Source organism: Gordonia sp. SID5947 (genome assembly GCF_009862785.1).
In the GTDB taxonomy this organism is placed as follows: Bacteria; Actinomycetota; Actinomycetes; order Mycobacteriales; family Mycobacteriaceae; genus Gordonia.
Genome location: NZ_WWHU01000001.1, coordinates 3581415 through 3599753, shown reverse-complemented (window position 1 = coordinate 3599753; position 18339 = coordinate 3581415). Strand labels below are relative to the sequence as shown.

Annotated in this window: 20 protein-coding genes and 1 pseudogene; 6 read left to right on the top strand and 15 right to left on the bottom strand. The window is 62.8% G+C overall.

The features are described 5' to 3' along the window. Positions 1-70: 70 nt before the first annotated feature. The 10 genes from GTV32_RS16420 to GTV32_RS16375 form a co-directional block, all read right to left on the bottom strand. Positions 71-1006 (bottom strand): polysaccharide deacetylase, encoded by a 936-nt coding sequence (locus GTV32_RS16420; protein ID WP_161061222.1) that lies wholly within the window; start codon positions 1004-1006, stop codon positions 71-73. Continuing rightward, the gene (locus GTV32_RS16415; protein WP_237421902.1) at positions 999-1682 is read right to left on the bottom strand and encodes an aspartate/glutamate racemase family protein; all 684 of its coding nucleotides are present in this window, start codon (positions 1680-1682) and stop codon (positions 999-1001) included. The genes GTV32_RS16420 and GTV32_RS16415 overlap by 8 nt, the downstream gene beginning before the upstream one ends. Positions 1683-1693: 11 nt before the next feature. Continuing rightward, positions 1694-2641, bottom strand: coding sequence for an allantoinase PuuE (locus tag GTV32_RS16410; protein ID WP_161061220.1), 948 nt, complete (start codon positions 2639-2641; stop codon positions 1694-1696). Then, complete coding sequence (locus tag GTV32_RS16405; protein ID WP_161061219.1) at positions 2634-3329, bottom strand: hypothetical protein; 696 nt, start codon at positions 3327-3329, stop codon at positions 2634-2636. The genes GTV32_RS16410 and GTV32_RS16405 overlap by 8 nt, the downstream gene beginning before the upstream one ends. Next, a complete protein-coding gene (locus GTV32_RS16400; RefSeq protein ID WP_161061218.1) occupies positions 3326-4666 on the bottom strand; it encodes an amidase in 1341 nt (446 codons plus the stop codon). The genes GTV32_RS16405 and GTV32_RS16400 overlap by 4 nt, the downstream gene beginning before the upstream one ends. Next, positions 4663-5454 (bottom strand): ABC transporter ATP-binding protein, encoded by a 792-nt coding sequence (locus GTV32_RS16395; protein ID WP_202421821.1) that lies wholly within the window; start codon positions 5452-5454, stop codon positions 4663-4665. The genes GTV32_RS16400 and GTV32_RS16395 overlap by 4 nt, the downstream gene beginning before the upstream one ends. Beyond that, entirely contained in the window at positions 5451-6236 is a 786-nt protein-coding gene (locus tag GTV32_RS16390) for an ABC transporter permease (protein ID WP_161061217.1), read from the bottom strand. Before GTV32_RS16390 ends, GTV32_RS16395 begins: the two co-directional genes overlap by 4 nt. A gap of 107 nt (positions 6237-6343) precedes the next feature. Beyond that, positions 6344-7387: an ABC transporter substrate-binding protein gene (locus GTV32_RS16385; RefSeq protein WP_161061216.1), complete on the bottom strand. Its 1044-nt coding sequence runs from the start codon at positions 7385-7387 to the stop codon at positions 6344-6346. 162 nt (positions 7388-7549) lie between these two features. Then, the gene (locus GTV32_RS16380; RefSeq protein WP_237421565.1) at positions 7550-8479 is read right to left on the bottom strand and encodes an FCD domain-containing protein; all 930 of its coding nucleotides are present in this window, start codon (positions 8477-8479) and stop codon (positions 7550-7552) included. Further along, positions 8433-9065 (bottom strand): hypothetical protein, encoded by a 633-nt coding sequence (locus GTV32_RS16375; protein WP_161061214.1) that lies wholly within the window; start codon positions 9063-9065, stop codon positions 8433-8435. Before GTV32_RS16375 ends, GTV32_RS16380 begins: the two co-directional genes overlap by 47 nt. A gap of 297 nt (positions 9066-9362) precedes the next feature. On the opposite strand from GTV32_RS16375, the gene GTV32_RS16370 reads away from it, so the two are divergent. Next, positions 9363-9917 (top strand): LppP/LprE family lipoprotein, encoded by a 555-nt coding sequence (locus tag GTV32_RS16370; protein ID WP_161061213.1) that lies wholly within the window; start codon positions 9363-9365, stop codon positions 9915-9917. A gap of 32 nt (positions 9918-9949) precedes the next feature. Here GTV32_RS16370 and GTV32_RS16365 read toward each other — a convergent pair whose 3' ends face one another. After that, entirely contained in the window at positions 9950-11605 is a 1656-nt protein-coding gene (locus tag GTV32_RS16365; RefSeq protein WP_161061212.1) for an NERD domain-containing protein/DEAD/DEAH box helicase, read from the bottom strand. Between the two features lie 180 nt (positions 11606-11785). Between GTV32_RS16365 and GTV32_RS16360 the strand changes: the two genes are divergently transcribed. Further along, positions 11786-12976, top strand: a complete 1191-nt coding sequence (locus tag GTV32_RS16360) for a serpin family protein (protein WP_161061211.1) — start codon at positions 11786-11788, stop codon at positions 12974-12976. Positions 12977-13077: 101 nt separating this feature from the next. On the opposite strand, the gene GTV32_RS16355 is transcribed toward GTV32_RS16360, so the two are convergent. Both GTV32_RS16355 and GTV32_RS16350 read right to left on the bottom strand, forming a co-directional pair. After that, the gene (locus tag GTV32_RS16355; protein ID WP_161061210.1) at positions 13078-13236 is read right to left on the bottom strand and encodes a hypothetical protein; all 159 of its coding nucleotides are present in this window, start codon (positions 13234-13236) and stop codon (positions 13078-13080) included. A gap of 1 nt (position 13237) precedes the next feature. Next, positions 13238-13453 carry a hypothetical protein gene (locus GTV32_RS16350; protein ID WP_161061209.1) on the bottom strand — a complete coding sequence of 72 codons (216 nt, stop codon included), beginning with the start codon at positions 13451-13453 and terminating at the stop codon, positions 13238-13240. A 123-nt stretch (positions 13454-13576) separates the two neighbouring features. Here GTV32_RS16350 and GTV32_RS16345 point away from each other — a divergent pair, with 123 nt between their 5' ends. The 4 genes and pseudogenes from GTV32_RS16345 (at position 13577) to GTV32_RS16330 (ending at position 17653) form a co-directional block, all read left to right on the top strand. Beyond that, positions 13577-14176 carry a DUF6642 family protein gene (locus tag GTV32_RS16345; protein WP_161061208.1) on the top strand — a complete coding sequence of 200 codons (600 nt, stop codon included), beginning with the start codon at positions 13577-13579 and terminating at the stop codon, positions 14174-14176. Positions 14177-15246: 1070 nt separating this feature from the next. After that, entirely contained in the window at positions 15247-15714 is a 468-nt protein-coding gene (locus GTV32_RS16340; protein WP_161061207.1) for a hypothetical protein, read from the top strand. Beyond that, the gene (locus tag GTV32_RS16335; RefSeq protein ID WP_161061206.1) at positions 15714-16259 is read left to right on the top strand and encodes a protein BatD; all 546 of its coding nucleotides are present in this window, start codon (positions 15714-15716) and stop codon (positions 16257-16259) included. The genes GTV32_RS16340 and GTV32_RS16335 overlap by 1 nt, the downstream gene beginning before the upstream one ends. Before the next feature lie 249 nt (positions 16260-16508). Continuing rightward, positions 16509-17653, top strand: a pseudogene (locus GTV32_RS16330) (IS3 family transposase). 23 nt (positions 17654-17676) lie between these two features. On the opposite strand, the gene GTV32_RS16325 reads toward GTV32_RS16330, so the two are convergent. Both GTV32_RS16325 and GTV32_RS16320 read right to left on the bottom strand, forming a co-directional pair. After that, positions 17677-17913, bottom strand: a complete 237-nt coding sequence (locus GTV32_RS16325; protein WP_202421820.1) for a hypothetical protein — start codon at positions 17911-17913, stop codon at positions 17677-17679. Next, entirely contained in the window at positions 17910-18089 is a 180-nt protein-coding gene (locus tag GTV32_RS16320) for a hypothetical protein (protein WP_161061205.1), read from the bottom strand. Before GTV32_RS16320 ends, GTV32_RS16325 begins: the two co-directional genes overlap by 4 nt. Positions 18090-18339 lie beyond the last annotated feature (250 nt).

Genomic DNA, 18339 nt, shown 5'->3' with positions numbered 1-18339 from the left:
TGCATCGACTGCGCATTGGTGCGCGCGCTACTCCGCTGGCGACTAGTGACACCAGGCCGTGGCCGGAACCCTAGCGGCCGCTCGCCGCCGCAACGCGTCGCCCAACGAACTCCGGCCGCCTCTCACCCTCGAACGGAAAGTGCCGTCGAAACTCAATGGCCGCGTCGCCCATGGTCACGAACTCCACACCGTCGAAGGATGCCCATCGGTCCAGTAACCGTTCGAGCATCAGCAACACCTGGGGGCGGCCGGAAACGTCCGGATGCAACGTCATCGGAATCACCGCGTAGTCGAGCTCCCGGTACACCCAATCGAACTGATCGTTCCAGAGCTGTTCGATATCACGCGGGTTGACGAAACCGTGAGAGTTGGGGTGTCCCTTGATGAACATCATCGGCGGAAGGTCGTCGACATACCAGTTACCACAGAACTCGACCAGGTCAATCTCGCGCCCGTGCTTGAGCGGGGTCATCCACTGCGCTGCAGGCTTGCTCGTGTCGATCGGGGTCCATTCGTCGCCCACTCGCGCATAGAACGGAACGAAGTCGTTGTAGTTCTGCGAATGGTCGTAGGCGAAGCCGTACTCGGCCAGGATCGAGGCCGTATGCTCGCTCATCTCCCACCACGGCGCGACATATCCTTGAGGTCGCTCGCCGCTGAGTTGCTCGATCAGCGTGACGCACTTTGCCATCACGTCGCGTTCTTGCTCGACTGTCAGCGAACGTGGATTCTCGTGGCTGTATCCGTGCGCGCCGATCTCATGTCCGGCGTCAACACACATCTGCGCCTGTTTCGGAAACGTCTCGATGGAATGGCCTGGCCAGAACCAGGTGGACACGATGTCTCGTCGCTCCAGCAACCGGAGCATCCGAGGCACCCCGACCTCACCGGCAAAGACGCCGCGCTGCATATCGTTTGGTGAGTCCTGGCCACCGTACGAGCCAAGCCAACCGGCACAGGAGTCGACGTCGACCCCGACAGTCACCTGGATCTTCTTGTCAGGCATCTGCCGCGGCCCCTTCCGTGGTGTAGCCGGCGATGCGCAATGACCACCACAGTGTCGCGGCAATGCTGTCGATGACCGGTCGCCCGAGCTTCTGTTCGACGTCATGCGCGACTACGGAACCGTCGACATTGGTGCAGATCAGCGCGACGGCCTGAGCGTCACCTTCTTCGGCGGCGTCGATCAGTAGGCTCGCAATCTCGTCTGATGACGCGGCAGCGAACGCGAAGTTGTCGCTGAGCTCCCATTCCGCATGAGATACAACAGCGATTCCGTGTTGTGCATACTCGGCAATGATGCGGTCGACGACGTCGATGGTGTAAGGCGTCGCGGCAGCGAGCGTGGTGATCCCGGAGTCTCGGCATGCCGCCAGTATCGCCAGCGTCGATGTGGTTGCCGGGATGCCGGTGGCGTCGGTTATCGCCGCGCAAATTGCTTGATCGTGATCCGTGCCGAGCCACGAGCCGGCCGTGCCGTTCCACACGATCACGTCGACCTTGGCGTCGGCCAGCAGGCGGGCGGACTCAACCATCGACGCGACATCAAACGCCGCGCCGTTGCCGTCGACACTGATGCTCTGGACACGGATGCGCGTCGATACGAACGTCACGTTGTCGTGGTCGTCGAGCAGGCGCGTCGTCGCATCCTCGACTGCGGTGTTCGATGAGGGGACGATCATTCCGATACGGATCATCGGTCAGCTCCTTGGTTCATGTGATCGGTGGAGACGGCATGCTCCGACTCGTGCGCCATCCACCAACGGGCAATATCGATTCGGCGTGCGAACCACACCTCCGGATGCGAGGTCGCATATTCGAGGAATCGGCGCACCGCGTGCGCCCTTGCCGGCCGGCCGGCGAGGCGCAGGTGGAGTCCGATGCTCATCATTCGAGGAGACTCGACGGGGTCGGCGAGCAGTTCATCGAGGGAGTCGATGAGCTCGTCACCGAACTGCCGACCCGTCGCCAGGCCGGGTGACGTGGCGAAGCGCATGTCGTTGGTGTCGAAGGCGTACGGCACCACCACGTGTGAAGTCCCGAAAGAATTTTCACCGTACGGTAATTCGTCGTCATAGGCGTCGCTGTCATAGACGAATCCGCCCTCCTCGATCACCAGCCGGCGAGTGTTCGGGCTGGTGCGACCCGTGTACCAGCCGAGTGGCCGATGTCCGGTGGCTGCAGTCATCGCGCTGACAGTCCGGGCGATGTGAGCGCGTTCGGTCGCCTCGTCGACGTCGTGGTAGTCGATCCACCGGTAGCCGTGGCCACACAGTTCGTGGCCCCGCCGCGTCATCGCGGCGGCGAGTTCCGGATACCGCTCGACGGCCATCCCGCAGGCGAATACCGTGGCGGGCACGTTATGCGCGTCGAGAATGTCGAGGAGCCGCCAAACGCCGACCCGCGTACCGAAGTTGTACATGGACTCGGTCCGCAGATCCCGCGAACGCTCCCTCGGCCGACCATCGCCAACATCGCATCCCGTGTTCTCCGAAACGTCGTCACCGTGCAGGATGTTGTGTTCTGCGCCTTCTTCCCAATTGATCACCACGCTGACTGCGATCCGCTTGCCCTCCGGCCAGCGCCATGCCGGACGATCGGCGGCGTACCCGCGCAGGTCTCGGGGATAGAGGTCAGTCATCGCGCGCCGCCTCGTGTGCCTGGCGATAGGTCAAGTTGGTGGCGTTGACCAGTCGTGCGGCCCACCACACCGTCGCGATCGACGAGTCGACAGCGTGATCGGCGGTGGTGGACACATTCGTGGAGATCACTGCCACCGGTCGGCCTGACGGTCCGGCCAGCGCCGCGATCGTCGCGTCCAGCTCGGGCTGTGGGATCTTTGCGAAGTCGATGTTGCGGACGATGCCGCCGGCCTTGTCGACTTCCACCGTGTATCCCTTGGCAGTGAGGTGATCGAGGACCCGGCGGTGCAGCGCATCAGCGTTGGGCGTGTAGAGCCCGATCCGATGTGTTCCGACGTCTGCCAGCGCGGTCAGTTGCGCCTGATGTGTCGTCGACGCCGGGACGCCGGTGCGCGCGTGGATGGCTGCGGCGATGTCGTCATCGGCCTTCTCGCTCAACCAGAAACCGGTGGTTCCCGCCCACATGATGGCGTCGCACTCGCAGTCGGCCAGCAGTTCTGCGGCATCAGCCATCGCGTCCGGTCGGAACTGATCTGCGACTGCCGTGTCATCGCCGACGGAACGCACCCGGACCCGTGTGCACACCGCTGAGATGCCAAGTGCCGACAGAAGACCGGTCGAGTTCAACAGCCGTTCCATGGTCGGGTTCGACGACGGCACGACGAAACCAATCCGTGGTGTCGTCACGAGACCCTCCCAGCGCCATGGAGGCCCGCGTTCGACAGCGCCGATTCTTGCTCCACCGCCAGTATCTCGGCAAGCGCACACAGGTCCGTCTCCGATCCGGGACCGCCGACGAGTTGCACTGACACGGGCCGGCCACCTGTCCCGGATCCGACCGGCATCGCCAAGGCCGGCAACGCGCTCAACGACACCGCTCGCAGGTGTGCCATCAGCTGATGTCCGCTCATCACGGTGCCGCCAACCTGTACCTGCTCGGCGAATCCGATGGCACCCACCGGGGCGCATGGCATTATCAGTGCGTCATACTCTGTCAGCCGCTGACGTAACCGCCGCCGGATCTCCGTGGCGGTTACCCAGGCATCGCGAACTTCGCTGTCTATCAGACAGTCTCGCGGAGCAGCGTTCAGCACCATCCGGGTCGCATCGCACAGCAGATCTTCGCGGCCGCGGACCAGCGCGCGAATGTCGTTGTGATCGTCGAGCTTCTCCCGCAACAGGCTGTACGTGGACCACGCGTCGCGGAACAGTCCGTCGGCGTCGTCCACGGTTAACCCGTGCGTCCGCGCGCGGTTGGCGACCGTCTCCACGGCCTCGCGGACTTCATCGGTGACCGGAGCGATCTCGGTGCCCAGGGTGACCAGGACACGCCCTCTTCTAGGGTTGATCGTGGTGCGATTCGACGTCGCGCGAAGCACCTCGGCGATCTTGGCAGGTGTGCGCGCCATCAGCCCGGCCACCTCGAGTTCGCCGGCGAGCTGCCAGGGCGCGCGGCACAGTCCTAGAGGATTGTCACGGTGGGCTCCGAGACCGCCGATACGCCCATCGCGCGGGATGACACCGAGACCGGGACGAAGGCCGTAGATGCTCAATGACTGTGCGGGCCAACGGATCGACCCGCCGTAGTCTCCAGCTATCGCGAAGTCGACGATGCCGGTCGCAACGGCGACTGCGTCTCCGCCACTTGATCCGCCAGGCGACAGGTCGGCTCGTTCGGGATGATGGACCCGCCCACCGAGCCGAGTGTCGGTGTCGATACCGAATCCGAACTCGGCGCAATTCGTCTTCCCGAAGAAGAGTGCACCAGAACGTCGGACCCGTCCGACAACGCCAGCGTCGATGGCTGGTCGGTAGTCGCCCAGCACGAGACTTCCCGCCCGGGACGGCACACCGGCCACCGCGAACAAGTCTTTGACGCTGAAGAGGTCGCCGTCGAGTGGTCCGCCACTGGCACCGTGGGCGTCATGACGAACGGCATCGGGATCGACATGCACGAACGCGTTGGTCCACGCGAATTCTTCCCACCGCGACAATGACTGCGCAACATCATGAGTCGACGTCACTGCATCCGCTCGCGTTCTGCACGTACACCAGCTTCGATGCGGTCAGCGATCGCCCGTCGCAGACTGTTGAACTCCTGGGTGGTCGCGTCGCGCGGATGTGGGGAGTCAACCTCGAAGATCTCGGTCACCTGTCCTGCCGCCATGGTCGCAACACGATCGCTGAGGATGAGTGCCTCCTCGATCGAATGAGTCACGAACAGCGTGGTCACCTGCCGTTCCTGCTGCAGCCGCACGGCGAGTTCCTGCATCTCCCTTCGAACGTAGGCGTCGAGTGCTGCAAACGGCTCATCCATCACAAGAACGTCGGGCTGCATGGCCAGAGCACGGGCGATTCCGACGCGCTGGGCCATACCACCGGACATCTGATGCGGGTGCCTGCCTGCAGCATGCTCCAATCCGACCTCGGATAGTTGTTGCAGCGCCATCTCTTTGCGTTCCGCACGCGACAGCTTCAGATGGCGCAGCCCCTCGGCGACGTTGCCGGCGGCCGTGAGCCACGGATAAAGAGTCGGCGCCTGGAACACTACGGCCCGGTCCGGACCGGGGCCACGGATTTCGCGCTCGCCGACCCGCACGCTACCTGAGTTCGGACGCTCGAATCCGGCCAGCAAGTTCAACAAGGTCGTCTTGCCGGTGCCGCTGGGCCCGAGGAGGGAGAAGAACTCGCCCGGCCTGATGTTGAGAGTGCAATCAGCCAACGCTGTGGTGCAGCGTCCCTTCTGCCAGTACTCCTTGGTGACGCCTTGCAGTGTCACCGACGCCGGCATTGTGTTCGCGAGGGCGCTCATGCGCGTACTCCTGTCGCAGTGTGCCAGCGCAGTGCCGAGTTGGTGACGGCGCGCAAGGCCATATCGGTTGCCAGCCCGCAGATTCCGAGCACAATCATCGCGGCGAACACACCGGGATAGTCGAGGTAGTTGTAGCAATTCCAGATCGTGTAGCCGAGACCCGAACGAACGGCGAGCATCTCGGAGGTGACAGCCATCATCCAGGCCAGTCCGAGCCCGATACGCAGCCCACCCACAACGCCGGGCAACGCAGCCGGGAGCACCACCGCGAAGGTTGTCGCCCACCGGCTGCGGCCCATCATGCGGGCAGCACGCACCAGGTCACGGGACACTCCGGCCACCGCCACCGTGCTGGAGGCGGCGATCGGGAAGACGGCGCCGAGGAACACGAGGAAGTAGTTCGTGACGGACCCGATCCCCAGGATCACGATGCACACCGGAATCCAGGTGGTCGGCGGAACAGGTCCCAGGATTCGCATGGTGGGCGTGAGAAGTTCGTCGGCCCACCGGGAGACGCCGATCAATAGACCGAGCAGAACGCCGACCACAGCTGCCGAGAGATAGCCGATGGCCACGCGCTCGAGTGTTGCGGCCACGTCGACCCACAACTTGCCGCTGTAGAACATGCCACCCTGTGAGCCGGTCGCCCAGTCGTTGAGGGTCGACAGCACCATCGAGGGTGACGGGATGAGCGCCTTCGGGAAGATTTCGGCGCGTACCACCACGTCCCAGCCCGCCAGGATGAGAATCGGAACTATCGCCCCGACAGCGACGCGGCGCATGATGGTCGATGTGAATCCGGTTCGGCGCCTGGTATTTCGGGGTGTCAACGTCGAAGCGGGTCCAGGACGGGTGTCTGCTGGTGGTTCAGTCAGCACCATTGCCTCGCTCATCGGGCGTCACCGAGCGCCTGCGACGGCTGGCCCGTGGCGGTGGCCAGCATGGTGTAGTCGATGTGCTCGCGAATCTGCTCGTCGGTGAGGGGCTGCGAGATCAACTTCTGCGCGTACATAGCGTCAGCGATGGCCTTGATCTGTTCGAACGGCATCTCGATGCTCGGTGACAGTTGCGGCATGGCTTGATTGATGGCGACGTCGGACACGTTGGTGTACTGCTTGATCGCTGCGATCCAGTCCTGTTGTCCTTGAGGTGTCTTCAGGTACGGGATGAGTTTGCTCATGCCCTGCGCCACCGCCTCGACCTTGTCGGGTTGTTTCGCGATGTAGTCCTTGCTGACAACCACCACGTTGGTGAGGTCCCCGGCCGCTTGGTCATAGGGGTAGGCGAAGTGCTGTCCAAACTTCTGGTCGATGATCTCGGCGGCGAACGGCTGCGCGGGGATTGCGGCGTCGATGGAGTGGTTGGCGAGTGCCTGACCCATGCCCTCGTAGGGCACGTTGGTCATCTCGACGTCGTTGTTCGGGTCGATGCCTTTCATGGGCAGTTCGAGGCGCAGTTCGATGTCTTGCACGGTGCCGAATTGGGAGCCGATCTTCAACGGGTGCCCATCGGCCTTGGCTTGCTTCGCTGCGCTGTTCAACGCCGCCCAATCACCCTGCTTCAGGCCGAGTCCCGGGTCGACGACGAAGTCCGAGCCGCCGTTGACCTGTCCACTGATCGCGACGATCGGCAAACCTTTGGAGATGAGACTGACCAGGGCGGTGTAGTCGATCTGCCCCACATTGATCCGGCCCGAGGCCAGGCCGGTGCTGAGGTCGGACAGTTTGGTGAAGTTCTGGTAGGTGACGTCCTCGTCGGGCATCTGATCGGGCAGCAGTGACATGGACAGACAATGTGCACATTGCGGTGAGGCCACCACAATCGCGTCGGCGGGGGCGTCGCTGCCACATGCCGCTACGAATGCCGTGGATGCGGCGATGGCAACTGTCGCCAACGTGGTGGTCAGGCGTCGGGTGAATCGTGTTCGGCGCATATCTGCGCTCCTCCATCTCGATGACGTGGGGTACGGCGTGAGCCGACGTCTAAGACGGTAGGGAGGCGCGTTTGCCCGACCGTAACGCGGAAATCAAGCTTGATTACATAAGTGGTCTTACCAATTTGGACGGTGTGCCACCGGCGCGAATCGCGCGACGCCTCATCCGCGGCGTCGCCGGACTCGTCCGATGCCTAAACGATCGCCCCCGAATAGGTCGCCGCCGATACGGCACAGGTGATCCTGCATCGCCTCGGCTGCCCGCTCCTCATCACCGAGCGCGATGGCGTCGAGGATCAGCCGGTGTTCGTCGGCCTGCACGTCCGGTTGATTGGTGGTGGCGCTCGACCCGTTGAGCAATGCCCACATCGGATGTGATGCGACGTCGACGAGTTGCCGGGTCATACCCGCGATCACCGTGTTGCCGCAGTAGCCGGCCAGCTCCGAGTGAAAGGCCTGGCTGAGCTGGAAATAGCTGCCGAATCCGCGATCGCGCAACGCGGCCGAATCACCGGCATCCGATGCGTCAATCAGAGCGTTGAGCCGACGGATCTGGTCAAGGTCCAGCCGTCCGGCGCACATTCTCGCCATCGTCGGCTCAAGTTGCAGGCGGGCCTCCAGCAGCTCCTGCGGGGTGGCGTCGAGGAGCCCGAGCGCCGGGTTCTGCATGTGATGGCCGCGTTCGGTGACGTAACAGCCGGAGCCACGACGGATCTCGACGATGCCAAACAGCTCCAACGCGAGCAGGCCGTCACGCACCGTAGGCCGCGAGGTGCCGCACTCGGCGGCAAGGTTCCGTTCGTTTGGTAGCCGATCCCCGGGCTCAGCCGGCCCGCGCTGATCGCCGTGAGCACCTGGTTGACAACCAGCATGTACTTGCGGCCACCGCCGGGCACCTGGGGGATGATCTCGGACACGGGTTGAGGATAGTTGGTCAGACCAGTGGTTGCTGGGCAAGCGATCGAGGGCTGGAGGCTTGGATCTCGCAACGCCTTCCGTGCGCCGGTTCAAGCGATACCGTCCGTCCTGACCTACAGCGCCGCTGTCACAGAGCGGTGTCGCGACCGGGAATGTCAGGCGGAGTAGGGGCATGTGCGTTAAGCGAGACCAAGTCAGTTGTGTACTCCACCTTTGCTTTTGTCAGCTTGAGGTTGCCCACGAGTGCATCAATTAGCCGGCCGTACTTTGCTTGAATCGACTGCAGTTCCTCTCCCGAGATGGTGTCCTCGTCGGCATTCATGAACAGCTCGTCCCATTCGGTCTGCCATTCACTGGTACCGCTCCAAGCCGCCCTCCTCCTATAGGCACCCGACCGAATGCGGGCATCCTTCCCCCACTCATTGAATGTCGAAAAGCAAGCACGAAGATACTCGTCATAGCATTGCTTGACCCTCGGGTCGAAAAGAGGCATAGCACAGAAGAATTCGTGATCCAACTCCCTCTTCAGCGCGACGATATCCGTCGGTGACTTCGCCGCCCATGTACCGATGAAGGTCATGTAGCACATCAAAGTGTTCAGTTTTGGCACCAGGGACCTGTAATAGTCCATCCTCGCCGCGAGCAGCTGATCGTTTCGTCCTTGCATGCGTGCTAATACGAACGCAAGGACCGCCACCACCACAGGAGTCGCGACTGACCCAACTCCCTGCAGCACTTCCAACCAGGTCGGGGAATTCATATGACAAGGCTAATCCTGTGTCCTAGGACTGCAGGGCATTGTGCTCAGTCGTCATCTCATTGCCTGACGGCCACCAGGGACGTGTGGCCGGTTGCGAACGCTGCCGTCGGTGCAACGAATGTGATGCCGCCATCCCGCGAAAGGGGAGGCCGATCAACTTAGCGGCATCGTGGAGATTCATGGCCAGGCGCTTACCGGCTGATGAAACGATGAATATGTAGTTCCGCACCAACTAAAGTCCGAATCTTGTACGGTCAGCCACGCCAGAGGTCGGGATGTACTCCAGAGGAGCACCTCATGTCGAGCCGTCGATCGAATGTCTCACGCCTTGTCATTGCTGCGGCCGCGGCGATGTTCACGATCAGCCTTGCCGCACCCGCGGCGTCAGCAGCACCCGCCGCCGACGGTCACCCGGTGGCCGGCACGGCAGGTCACGGCTTGTGTCTGGACCTGTCGTCGTCGGAGGTGCAGCGCGGCCTGCGTGCCATCGGACCGCCACTCGGACGTTCCGATTTGCGGTGGGTACCCCGGAACGGGCCGATGGTTCGGTCGACGGATCGCACTCCGAACTGTCCGCCACTCATGTGGGCAACCTTCGACACCTCAGGTGGAACCGTGTCGTCCCCGACGGCGGTGCTGCTCTTCCGGCCCGGCAAGTACCTCGGTGTCACCAACAGACCGACCGGCTACACCAAGGTCAGCGAGTTCACTCCGTTCAGCGTGACGGTCGCCTACCGCTGGCCACAGCGGAACGACGCCAACGCGAACCCGACCGGCGGTCCGGTGTCGTCGTTCTTCTTCCAGGTCTTCGACCGCGTGTACCGGTTCGGAGATCTGCCGCCCGGCGTCTGACCGGGTGTTCCCGTCGACACCGCACGAATCCGTCAGCCGATGCCCAACCTGGTGGCCACGTCCGGACCGCCGACCTCCCGCACGAACTCCGGGTCCCCACACACCACGAGCTGATCTCGCGCCCGCGAAAGCCCCACATACAAGCGCTCTTTCGACCGATTCCGCGGCTTTGACTCGTTGAGCGCCAGCACGACGACCCGTCGTTCAAGTCCCTTGAATCCGAGCACATGTCCGTAGAACACCTGCTCGTCGTCCCAGAAAGTGTTCCAGTACGACGTGTTGCCCTCGGCCTGGCGTTCGGTCTGCTCGGAATGGCGGCTGCCGGTGGTCAGCAACGCGATGTCCTCTGGCCGCCAGCCCTCGTCGAGAAGCACATCGATCTGGTCGTCGGCAGCGTCCAGCGCGTCTGCGGGATTGCAGGCGACAAACCGGACCTCGGGGCCGTCGCCACCACGAAGCTGCATGCGTTGGCCGACAAGCGGACTGAAGGCTGTCGCGATCTGGCGAGTGTTGCGCAGATTGTGATCGAGGACGAGCGGCACCAGCTGCACCGGCGGCGAGCCCTGGCGGTCGAACACGCGTTGCGCTTCGTCGCTGAAGACGTAGATCCCGCTGGTGTCCGAGTCACGTAGGCAGGCCAGCATGGGCTTCCACCACTCGTCGGCGAAGTCTTGGGCTTCGTCGACGACGATCGCGTCGAAACGCTGTCCAGGTGGCAGCTGTTCGGCGAGTTCGAGCATCTGGTTCGGTAAGTCGTGCTCCCAGAAATCCGAGGACTCCGGCGACCGTTCCAGTTCGCTGGGACCTTCCGCGGCACCCCATTGAACGCCGAGGGCGTGGAACTCGCCGACGTATGCCAGCTGGTCGCGTCGCTTCCACGCCGAGGTGAGGCGCGCGAGATACGAGGCGAGCCCGTGCGAGTAACAGACGAGCGCGACCCGCTGCCCGGCCCGCGATAGTCGTCGGGCCTGCTCGACCGCCAGGAACGTCTTGCCGCTGCCCGCTCCACCGCGGATCTCGACGCGTGGCAGTTGACCGATAGCCCCGAGGATGACGGCCTGGTCGGCGGTCAACGAGTCCGCTATGTCTTCGTGCTCCATCGCGCGAGCGACCACGTCACGCTGCGGAAGTCCCCTGCCGCTCAACGTGGTACGCAGCTGATCCATCCCGGTCGCATCGATCGCCGGGACGTCGTTCTCCTGCCTCAGCAATACGCTGCGCGCCAACGGCATCAGCTGCTCGAGTTGAGTGCGGTCGATGATCTTCCATCGCGGACAATCGGGCAACGAGAAGTCGCGAGGGACCTCCGAGTGCGGCAGCACCACCATGTGGTCCCAGCGGAGGCGCCCTTGAGTCCAGCGGGGATCGAGTTCCACGTACTCCCGCAGGGCATAACACGCTTCACGGGACTGCTCGACCGGATCGATGGGTTTGGGAGGCTGGCCGGCCCGAGCCTGCCACCACGACCCGTCCTGATGCCACACCTCGCCACCTTTGATCTCGAGGCAGGCGATGCCGGCACCGTCGATCGCCACCACGATGTCGATCTCATGATCCTTGGCGTGGTCGGTGACGCGCTGCCCATGGATGAGAAGGTCGTCGTCGGGGAGTTGCTCTCGCAGCTTCTGCCAGATGAGCTCCTCGCTGGTGGAGGCGAAGCGCGGCTGCTCGGGTAGTTCGTGGGGCACGACGCGACCGTATCGTCTCCCGCCGACGACGACGCTCGTATCGGATCATCCGCCGCCGATGGCGCGGCGGCTCGTCCTGGACCTGGCATCGTGCCGTTTACGTCGCAAGGGCGCCACCGTGACAGGGTCTCGTCCGCACGTCCTTCAGCGCTGTCAGACCGCTATGCAACGATGCCGATCATGTCGAACCTCAACGCGGCGCCGCCGTCACAGACAGTTGGTGGGGCCGGCCTCGTAGCCGCGGCGAACGCGATGACCGCACGATGGACCGCGCAGTTCGGCGACCAGGACTTCGCGCTGTCGGCAGCGGGGGTCTGGCCGCTCATCGGCCTGCTCGCCTCCGCGGCCGACGACCAGGCGGGGGCCGAACTGGCCGCTGCGCTCGGCAGGCCCGTCGAGTCCGCGCAGCGTGAGGCGCTCGAACTGCTCGACGTCCTTCGTTCGGGCGGCTCGACAGCAGCTGCGTTGGGTTTGTGGGCCCGCAGCGACCTCCCTCTGCATGAGCAATGGACATCGCAGCTGCCGGCGGGGGTGGTCGGGCAGTTGACCGACCAGGAGGCACTCGATCGTTGGGCAGCCGCCGAGACCAACGGTCTGATCGACCGCTTTCCTCTCGCGCTCACCCCCGACACGGAGTTGGTACTCGCCTCCGCACTCGCCGCACGTGTGCGCTGGCGTATGCCGTTCGACAGCTGGCCCCGCGACCGACAAGGTTCGGGCGATGCGGCCGGTGGGCAATGGCTGCAGCGCACCACTTCCGACCTCACGGCTGCGGCCGTGCTCGACGGCACCGTGACCCGGGTGGTGGTAGAAGGTGACCGCGACATCGACGTCCACCTGTTGCTCGGTGATCACGAGCCCGCCGACGTGTTGGCGACTGGATTGCGTGAACTGTCGGGTGAGGCACACGTCCGCCTGGCCGCCGATATCGATGGTGGTGATACCACCGGGTTGACAGTCAGCGTCGAGGAATCAAGCGACCAGCAGGACCGGTTCCGGCTGCGATTGCCGTCATTTGATATCGGCAGCAATCACGACCTATTGGAATACCGCGACGTTTTCGGATTGCGTTCAGTGACAGATCCCGACAGCCCCCACCTGCCGCTGCTGAGTCCGAGTCCCCTGTTCGTGGCGCGTGGCGCACAAGACGTAGTGGCCAGTTTTAGCGCCGAAGGTTTTGAGGCAGCCGCGGTTTCCGCATTTGGCGTCATCGCCACCGGGGCTCCACTCCCGCGGCGATACCGGATCACTGCCGTAGATGTCAGCTTCGACCGCCCCTTCGGCTTCCTCGCTGTACATCGACCGAGTCGCCTCGCGGTCGTCGCCGGGTGGGTCAGGAGCCCATTCGATTCGGCCGGGGAAGAAGAGTAGTGAAGGACCGGCCGAACTGTTTGTTCCAGGCAGGAGCTCTCTATGCGCGTGAGTTGATTCCGCTCACCGGGTCGTGAGAGTTGGCAAGCATTCGCTCACAATCACTTTCGTCGACCTGGGTTGGGCAGGATCGGCAGTTCCCGCGCTCGCACCTTCGCCTCCTGCCTCGTTCTCGTCATCGTCGCGTGGAATCTGTTGTGTCGGTTACCCATCAGATTGAGCGGCAGGTCGAGATCGGCGATGAGGTCGTCCTCGAGCATGCTAGTCGGAGGCGGGTCGGCCGTCGACGCGGATGTGCGGGTGGTCGCGCGGTCTGGGCAGCAATTGGCCGCAGATGTCGGCCAGTTCGACTTCGATCAGCCGGACCGGCATGCGCAGGGCGCTCAGGCGCGCGTCGGTGGCGGCGTCGAGCAGGCTCGTAGCGATACGCAGCCGATCCAGTTCGCTGATCAGGCTACCGGTGAGGTGGCACTGCATCTCGGTGAATATCCGGTCGGACACCTTCGCGTATGCGTGACGTCATCGTGGGCAGCGCGAGTAACGTCGCCGGCCACGACGACGATCTCAGGATGGATACCACCCCGATTATTGGAGGATTCGATGGCGCAACGAAAGGTCTCAGGCGTCCTCTGTCTTGAGGGTGACTGGGAGAGTGATGACCCGACAGACCGCAAGACAATCGAGCCGGCTCTCGAGATGCTCGAGCGAATGGGCACCTTCAAACTCCATCACCGCAACGTGAACACCGTTCAAGAACTCTGGCGCCACCTGGGAAATTGGGACTCCAGGGCATTCAACGACTACAGATTTCTGTACCTCGGATTCCACGGCGAGCCGGAAATCCTGGACATCGGCGGCGACCCTCTGGGTATCGACACTCTCGGAGCCAAGCTAGAAGGTCACTGCGATGACCGGGTCATCTTTTTGTCGTCGTGCGGGGCCCTCAAGAGCTCCGAGGAGTCGTTGAAGAAGTTCTGCAAGAAGACCGGAGCCGACGCAGTAGTCGGCTACACCGAGAACGTCGACTTCGTTGAAGCGGCGGCTTTCGAAATGATCCTCTTCGAGTATCTGTGCGAGATGAACTCAGGCACAAAGACTCCGCGGTCGATGTACAAGGCTGTCACCGAACGGTTCCCTGACTTCACCTACCAGCTCGGCTTCCGAGTTGCGACCAAGACGTGGGTCTCTGAATTCGAGTAGTGAGGGAACGTCGGCAGCACAGGAAGAAGTACGCGAGTCGGGTCCCCCCGGGTGCTTGACGGGTCTTCGACCAAGAAGGCCTGCAGCAGGATCAATGCAACGAGCTCGCTACCAACGGATAACGCCTTTCCCCAGTCAGCTTCGGGTGTGTCCGCTTGGAATCTGCCGTAGTTCAGTCGCTTCCGTCGTCCTCGACGACGCGGGACCACGCGACAACAGTTGGACCTACCGGCGACCGTCGTTTATGTATCGCAGCCGTCACACAGGCCAGTTGCCGGGAGTACCGTGTAACATCTCGGGCACAGCTTCGCTGGCGCATCGCGTCTTGCTTGTCGCTTCTTCCGTTCTCGTGCAGACCTTACCGCCGGCGTCACGGTGGGTTGTCCTCCATCGGCGGGCAGTTCGGCGCCGAAGAATCGATAACACTTGAGCCTTGTCTCCGCGGCATGGTCATCGAGTTGATCGAGGCCCATGGCACCGGTCACGCCCGCGGCAATGGCCGCATGCCGATAACCATCACCGACGGTTCCGTCTTCCCTCACACACAGCGCGCTGAGTTGAGGAAGCCGCTCCCTCTCACAGTGCCCGATCACTCTACTCAGCAGGCTCCCTATCCAATTCGTCAGCAGACCGTCACGTCTGATGCCCGACCGCTGTTGGACAGCCTCACCTAGCTGTTTGTACGTGACGAAGCCGTTGTACGTTTTCGCTGCGTCAATCAACATGCCGACCGCAATGGGCTCCCAGACATCAAGAGCGTCTCTCGTGGATACATACGTGCCCTCAGAGTCATAAGGCAATCGAAATCTCCTCACCGTCTACTTGTCACCCTATCCAGAGGGGAAGATGGTCTGAACCGTCCCGGGTTTGATGCCGCTTCGTTCTTTGTGAAGGATGAAGTACATGTCCAAGGGTTATCCGGCCGAGCAGCCTGAGAGAGCAGTGAAGATACTCCTCGACCACCTGATCGCCGTGAACGATCTCGAACACCTCAGAACAGAGTTGGGGATGCGCGTGCCGGTAAAGGGGAGCTACCGTTCTCCAAGATTCTCGATACGAAAATCGGCGACTTGAGCAAGATCTACCCCAGGCTCGAGAACACGCCGAAGGAGTTGAAGTTCCTCAACGAGATCCCAGGTATCGACGTTGCCATCGCGGGCGTCGGAGCTGGGTTCCAAGCACACGACGACCACGACAAAGGATGGTCATGGAAGAAGGCCGTCATCAACGACGGAACTGCAGCGGCTGCAGGTGTGATAGGAGGCGCGGTGGCGGTTGCGGCAGCCCCCGAGACCATGGCTGCGGGCAGCGTAGTCCTCGTCGCTACCGCCACCGGTATGGGTGTCGGTGATCTCGCCTATCAAACAGTCCATGAGCACTGGGGCGGGGACATTCATGAACATGGCGTCGTCGCCGGGGTTGGACATGGAATCAAGTGCGTAGGGGTGAATACCGGCCATCAGATCGCGTCTGACACAGCCGGGTTAGCCAAAGACGTATCGGCGAGTGCCAAGAAGTTGTGGCACGGGCTCTTCTGATGAAGAGTGAACAACGAAGGCCTCCCATTCGGCCGATCAAGACTCTGGGCACGACTTGGTACGACCGAGGAACCGCGTACTGGGCCAGACGGTTGTACTTCCTGCTGTACGCATTGATAGGTCTAGCATTTGCGGTCGCGATCGTCGGAGGGTTCATCTTCTTCGTGGTCGGGCATCTTGCCTCCGACACGCTTCCGGCGGTAGTGGCGTTAGCCATCAGCGTGCCCGCTATTCTTGCCAGCCTCTTCTACGGCCTAAAGCCACTCAAGCGCAGCCCCGAAGCGAAGGCCCTTGGCCGTCCGATGAGCTATGAAAACCAGCTGTCCCGCCGGCAGCGCATCGCAGCGGGTGCTGGGGCAGGCGCCACCGGGTACGCAGCGTCTGCCGGAAGCGGCGCCGCTGGCGGGGCTATCTTCTTTGCTGCCTTTGTGTTTCTCGGCCAGTGCGTTGGCAGTGTCATTGTGGGCTGCCAGAAGTATCTGACTATCGAGGAGTTTGAGGCTGTGCAAGAGGCGAATCGGTGGATAGAGCGGCACCACGAATAGATTGCGGGTATTCAGCGTGCTCCCGCCCCGGAACTTTCATGTTGCAGCATCGAGCCGTCTGAGGTGAGCCCGTCGCAGTGGTCCAGTCGTATGCGACTCTGTTGCCCGGTTTGCGGGCATGGAAGACGTCGACAACGCCTGGACCACTATGACGGGCTCACCTGACACTGGCGTGTCCCCAGTGAACCGGTCCGGGTGGTTTCAGAGTGCTGATTGCCCTAATGAGGGCGCAGAAGGGACGATGAGGACATGGCAGGACGCAAGCGCCACTCGGCCGAAGATATCGTGCGCAAACTGCGCCGTGCCGATGAGTTGGCCGCCGAAGGCAAGACTGGTGAGGAGATCGCCGCCGATCTCGTGGTGTCGCCAGCCACCTTGTACAACTGGCGCCGCCAGTACGGCGGCATGGACGGCGACGGGGCGAAAGAACTCAAGGAGCTGCGCGAACAGAACAGCCGGCTCAAACGACTGCTCGCCGACGCTGAACTCTAGAAGGACGCTCTTCGGGAGATCGCCAAAGGAAAATTCTGAGCCCAACCGCCAAACGTGCCGCCATCGACATGCTCACAGACGTCAAGAAGATGTCAGAACGTATGACGTGCAGGGTAGTTGGGCTTTCACGGTCAGCGTATCGGCGTCTGCCCTTGGCTCAGACCTCGGCCGATCCTGATGCCGCGTTGCGTGAGCAGTTGCGCACCTACGCGCGTAAGCACCCGCGCCACGGGTTCCGGCGGGCGTGGGCGCACCTGCGGTTCGACGACGGCATCGAGATCAACAAGAAGAAGGTGCACCGCTTGTGGAAGGAGGAAGGCCTGCAAGTGCGGCGTGCTCCGCGACGGAAACGGGCCGGCCAATCATCGGCGCCGGTCGTTGTCGCGAATGCGCCGAAAGTGGTGTGGGCATTGGACTTTCAATTCGATTCCACCGTCGATGGCAAAATGGTCAAGATCGCGTCGATGGTGGATGAGCACACCCGTCTGTCGTTGCTCAACATTGTGGACCGTTCGATTACCGCCGAGCGCCTGATCGAGGAGTTGGAGAGACGTTCGCGATCTGGGGTGGCCCGCCGATGGTGCTGCGCATGGACAACGGCCCTGAGTTCATCTCAGAAGCCCTACAAGCGTTCTGCACAGGGTCGGTGGGGATCTCCTACATTCTCCCCCGGCACACCGTGGAACAACGGGTTCATCGAGTCATTCAACAACCGGCTGCGCGACGAGTGTTTGAACCGCAACTGCTGGCCCACCCTGCTCGAGGCGCGGGTGGTCATCGAAGACTTCACAGACGACCACAACCACCGACACCGACATTCAGCGCTGGGCTACCCAACCCCGGCCGAGTACGCTGCCCGATGCACCCACCAGCACCACCCTGTGGGCTGCGAGACCAATTGAACGATGACAAACAAGAGCTGGCTCTAGAACTGCCTGGACCGGTTATCGGGGACCTGCCACAGCGACTTCAGGATCGCCAGTCTCGCCCGCATCGTCGCATTCTCGCAGGGGGCGTTGACGACATCGCAACACTCCAGGACTGTCGCCTCGAGTGCTTGGCGCGCAACCACAGCGGCGAGCCTCGACGCGTTGCCCGCGGTCGAATCTCCCAGACCCCGCAGCAGCTGTTGGGCGTAGGCGAGGAGTTCGGCCGGCGTCACCGCTGCTCCAGGATATCGTCGACGGTCTTGCGTAGATCTCGGACGTCATCCTTGCCGATGGTGGCGCCTTTGTGTACGCCCTTTGTCGCGATGGCCATCGCCGGTCGACGATGCTGTCGCCAGGATTTCCACCCCGAGAGGTCGGCATCGGTGGCGCCGTGGAGCGCCAATGCCACACAGGCCGTTGCACTTTTCGCCTCGGCCCATCGCGCTTCGGTGTGATGTTGCGGCTGACCGTCGACGTTGCAGCGCGTGAAGTAGACCTGTCGAGCTGCCGCCGCGATGGCGCTCAGATTAGTGGCGACAGACTCGATACACTCGTCGAGGCCAAACTTGTGCCATACAGCGGTCTGCGCGCGGGCAACTTTAACACCTACTTGGGCGAGCGCCGACGCTGCTTGTGTGACGTTGTGGTAGGCGCGATAG

What these genes read in the sequence shown, in the direction of transcription:
- GTV32_RS16420 (WP_161061222.1), bottom strand. Translation starts at nt 1,006, where the DNA reads ATGCCTGACAAGAAGATCCAGGTGACTGTCGGGGTCGACGTCGACTCC.
- GTV32_RS16415 (WP_237421902.1), bottom strand. Translation starts at nt 1,682, where the DNA reads ATGATCGTCCCCTCATCGAACACCGCAGTCGAGGATGCGACGACGCGC.
- GTV32_RS16410 (WP_161061220.1), bottom strand. Translation starts at nt 2,641, where the DNA reads ATGACTGACCTCTATCCCCGAGACCTGCGCGGGTACGCCGCCGATCGT.
- GTV32_RS16395 (WP_202421821.1), bottom strand. Translation starts at nt 5,454, where the DNA reads ATGAGCGCCCTCGCGAACACAATGCCGGCGTCGGTGACACTGCAAGGC.
- GTV32_RS16390 (WP_161061217.1), bottom strand. Translation starts at nt 6,236, where the DNA reads ATGCGCCGCGTCGCTGTCGGGGCGATAGTTCCGATTCTCATCCTGGCG.
- GTV32_RS16385 (WP_161061216.1), bottom strand. Translation starts at nt 7,387, where the DNA reads ATGCGCCGAACACGATTCACCCGACGCCTGACCACCACGTTGGCGACA.
- GTV32_RS16380 (WP_237421565.1), bottom strand. Translation starts at nt 8,479, where the DNA reads ATGCCCCTACTCCGCCTGACATTCCCGGTCGCGACACCGCTCTGTGAC.
- GTV32_RS16375 (WP_161061214.1), bottom strand. Translation starts at nt 9,065, where the DNA reads ATGAATTCCCCGACCTGGTTGGAAGTGCTGCAGGGAGTTGGGTCAGTC.
- GTV32_RS16370 (WP_161061213.1), top strand. Translation starts at nt 9,363, where the DNA reads ATGTCGAGCCGTCGATCGAATGTCTCACGCCTTGTCATTGCTGCGGCC.
- GTV32_RS16360 (WP_161061211.1), top strand. Translation starts at nt 11,786, where the DNA reads ATGTCGAACCTCAACGCGGCGCCGCCGTCACAGACAGTTGGTGGGGCC.
- GTV32_RS16355 (WP_161061210.1), bottom strand. Translation starts at nt 13,236, where the DNA reads ATGCTCGAGGACGACCTCATCGCCGATCTCGACCTGCCGCTCAATCTG.
- GTV32_RS16350 (WP_161061209.1), bottom strand. Translation starts at nt 13,453, where the DNA reads ATGCAGTGCCACCTCACCGGTAGCCTGATCAGCGAACTGGATCGGCTG.
- GTV32_RS16345 (WP_161061208.1), top strand. Translation starts at nt 13,577, where the DNA reads ATGGCGCAACGAAAGGTCTCAGGCGTCCTCTGTCTTGAGGGTGACTGG.
- GTV32_RS16335 (WP_161061206.1), top strand. Translation starts at nt 15,714, where the DNA reads ATGAAGAGTGAACAACGAAGGCCTCCCATTCGGCCGATCAAGACTCTG.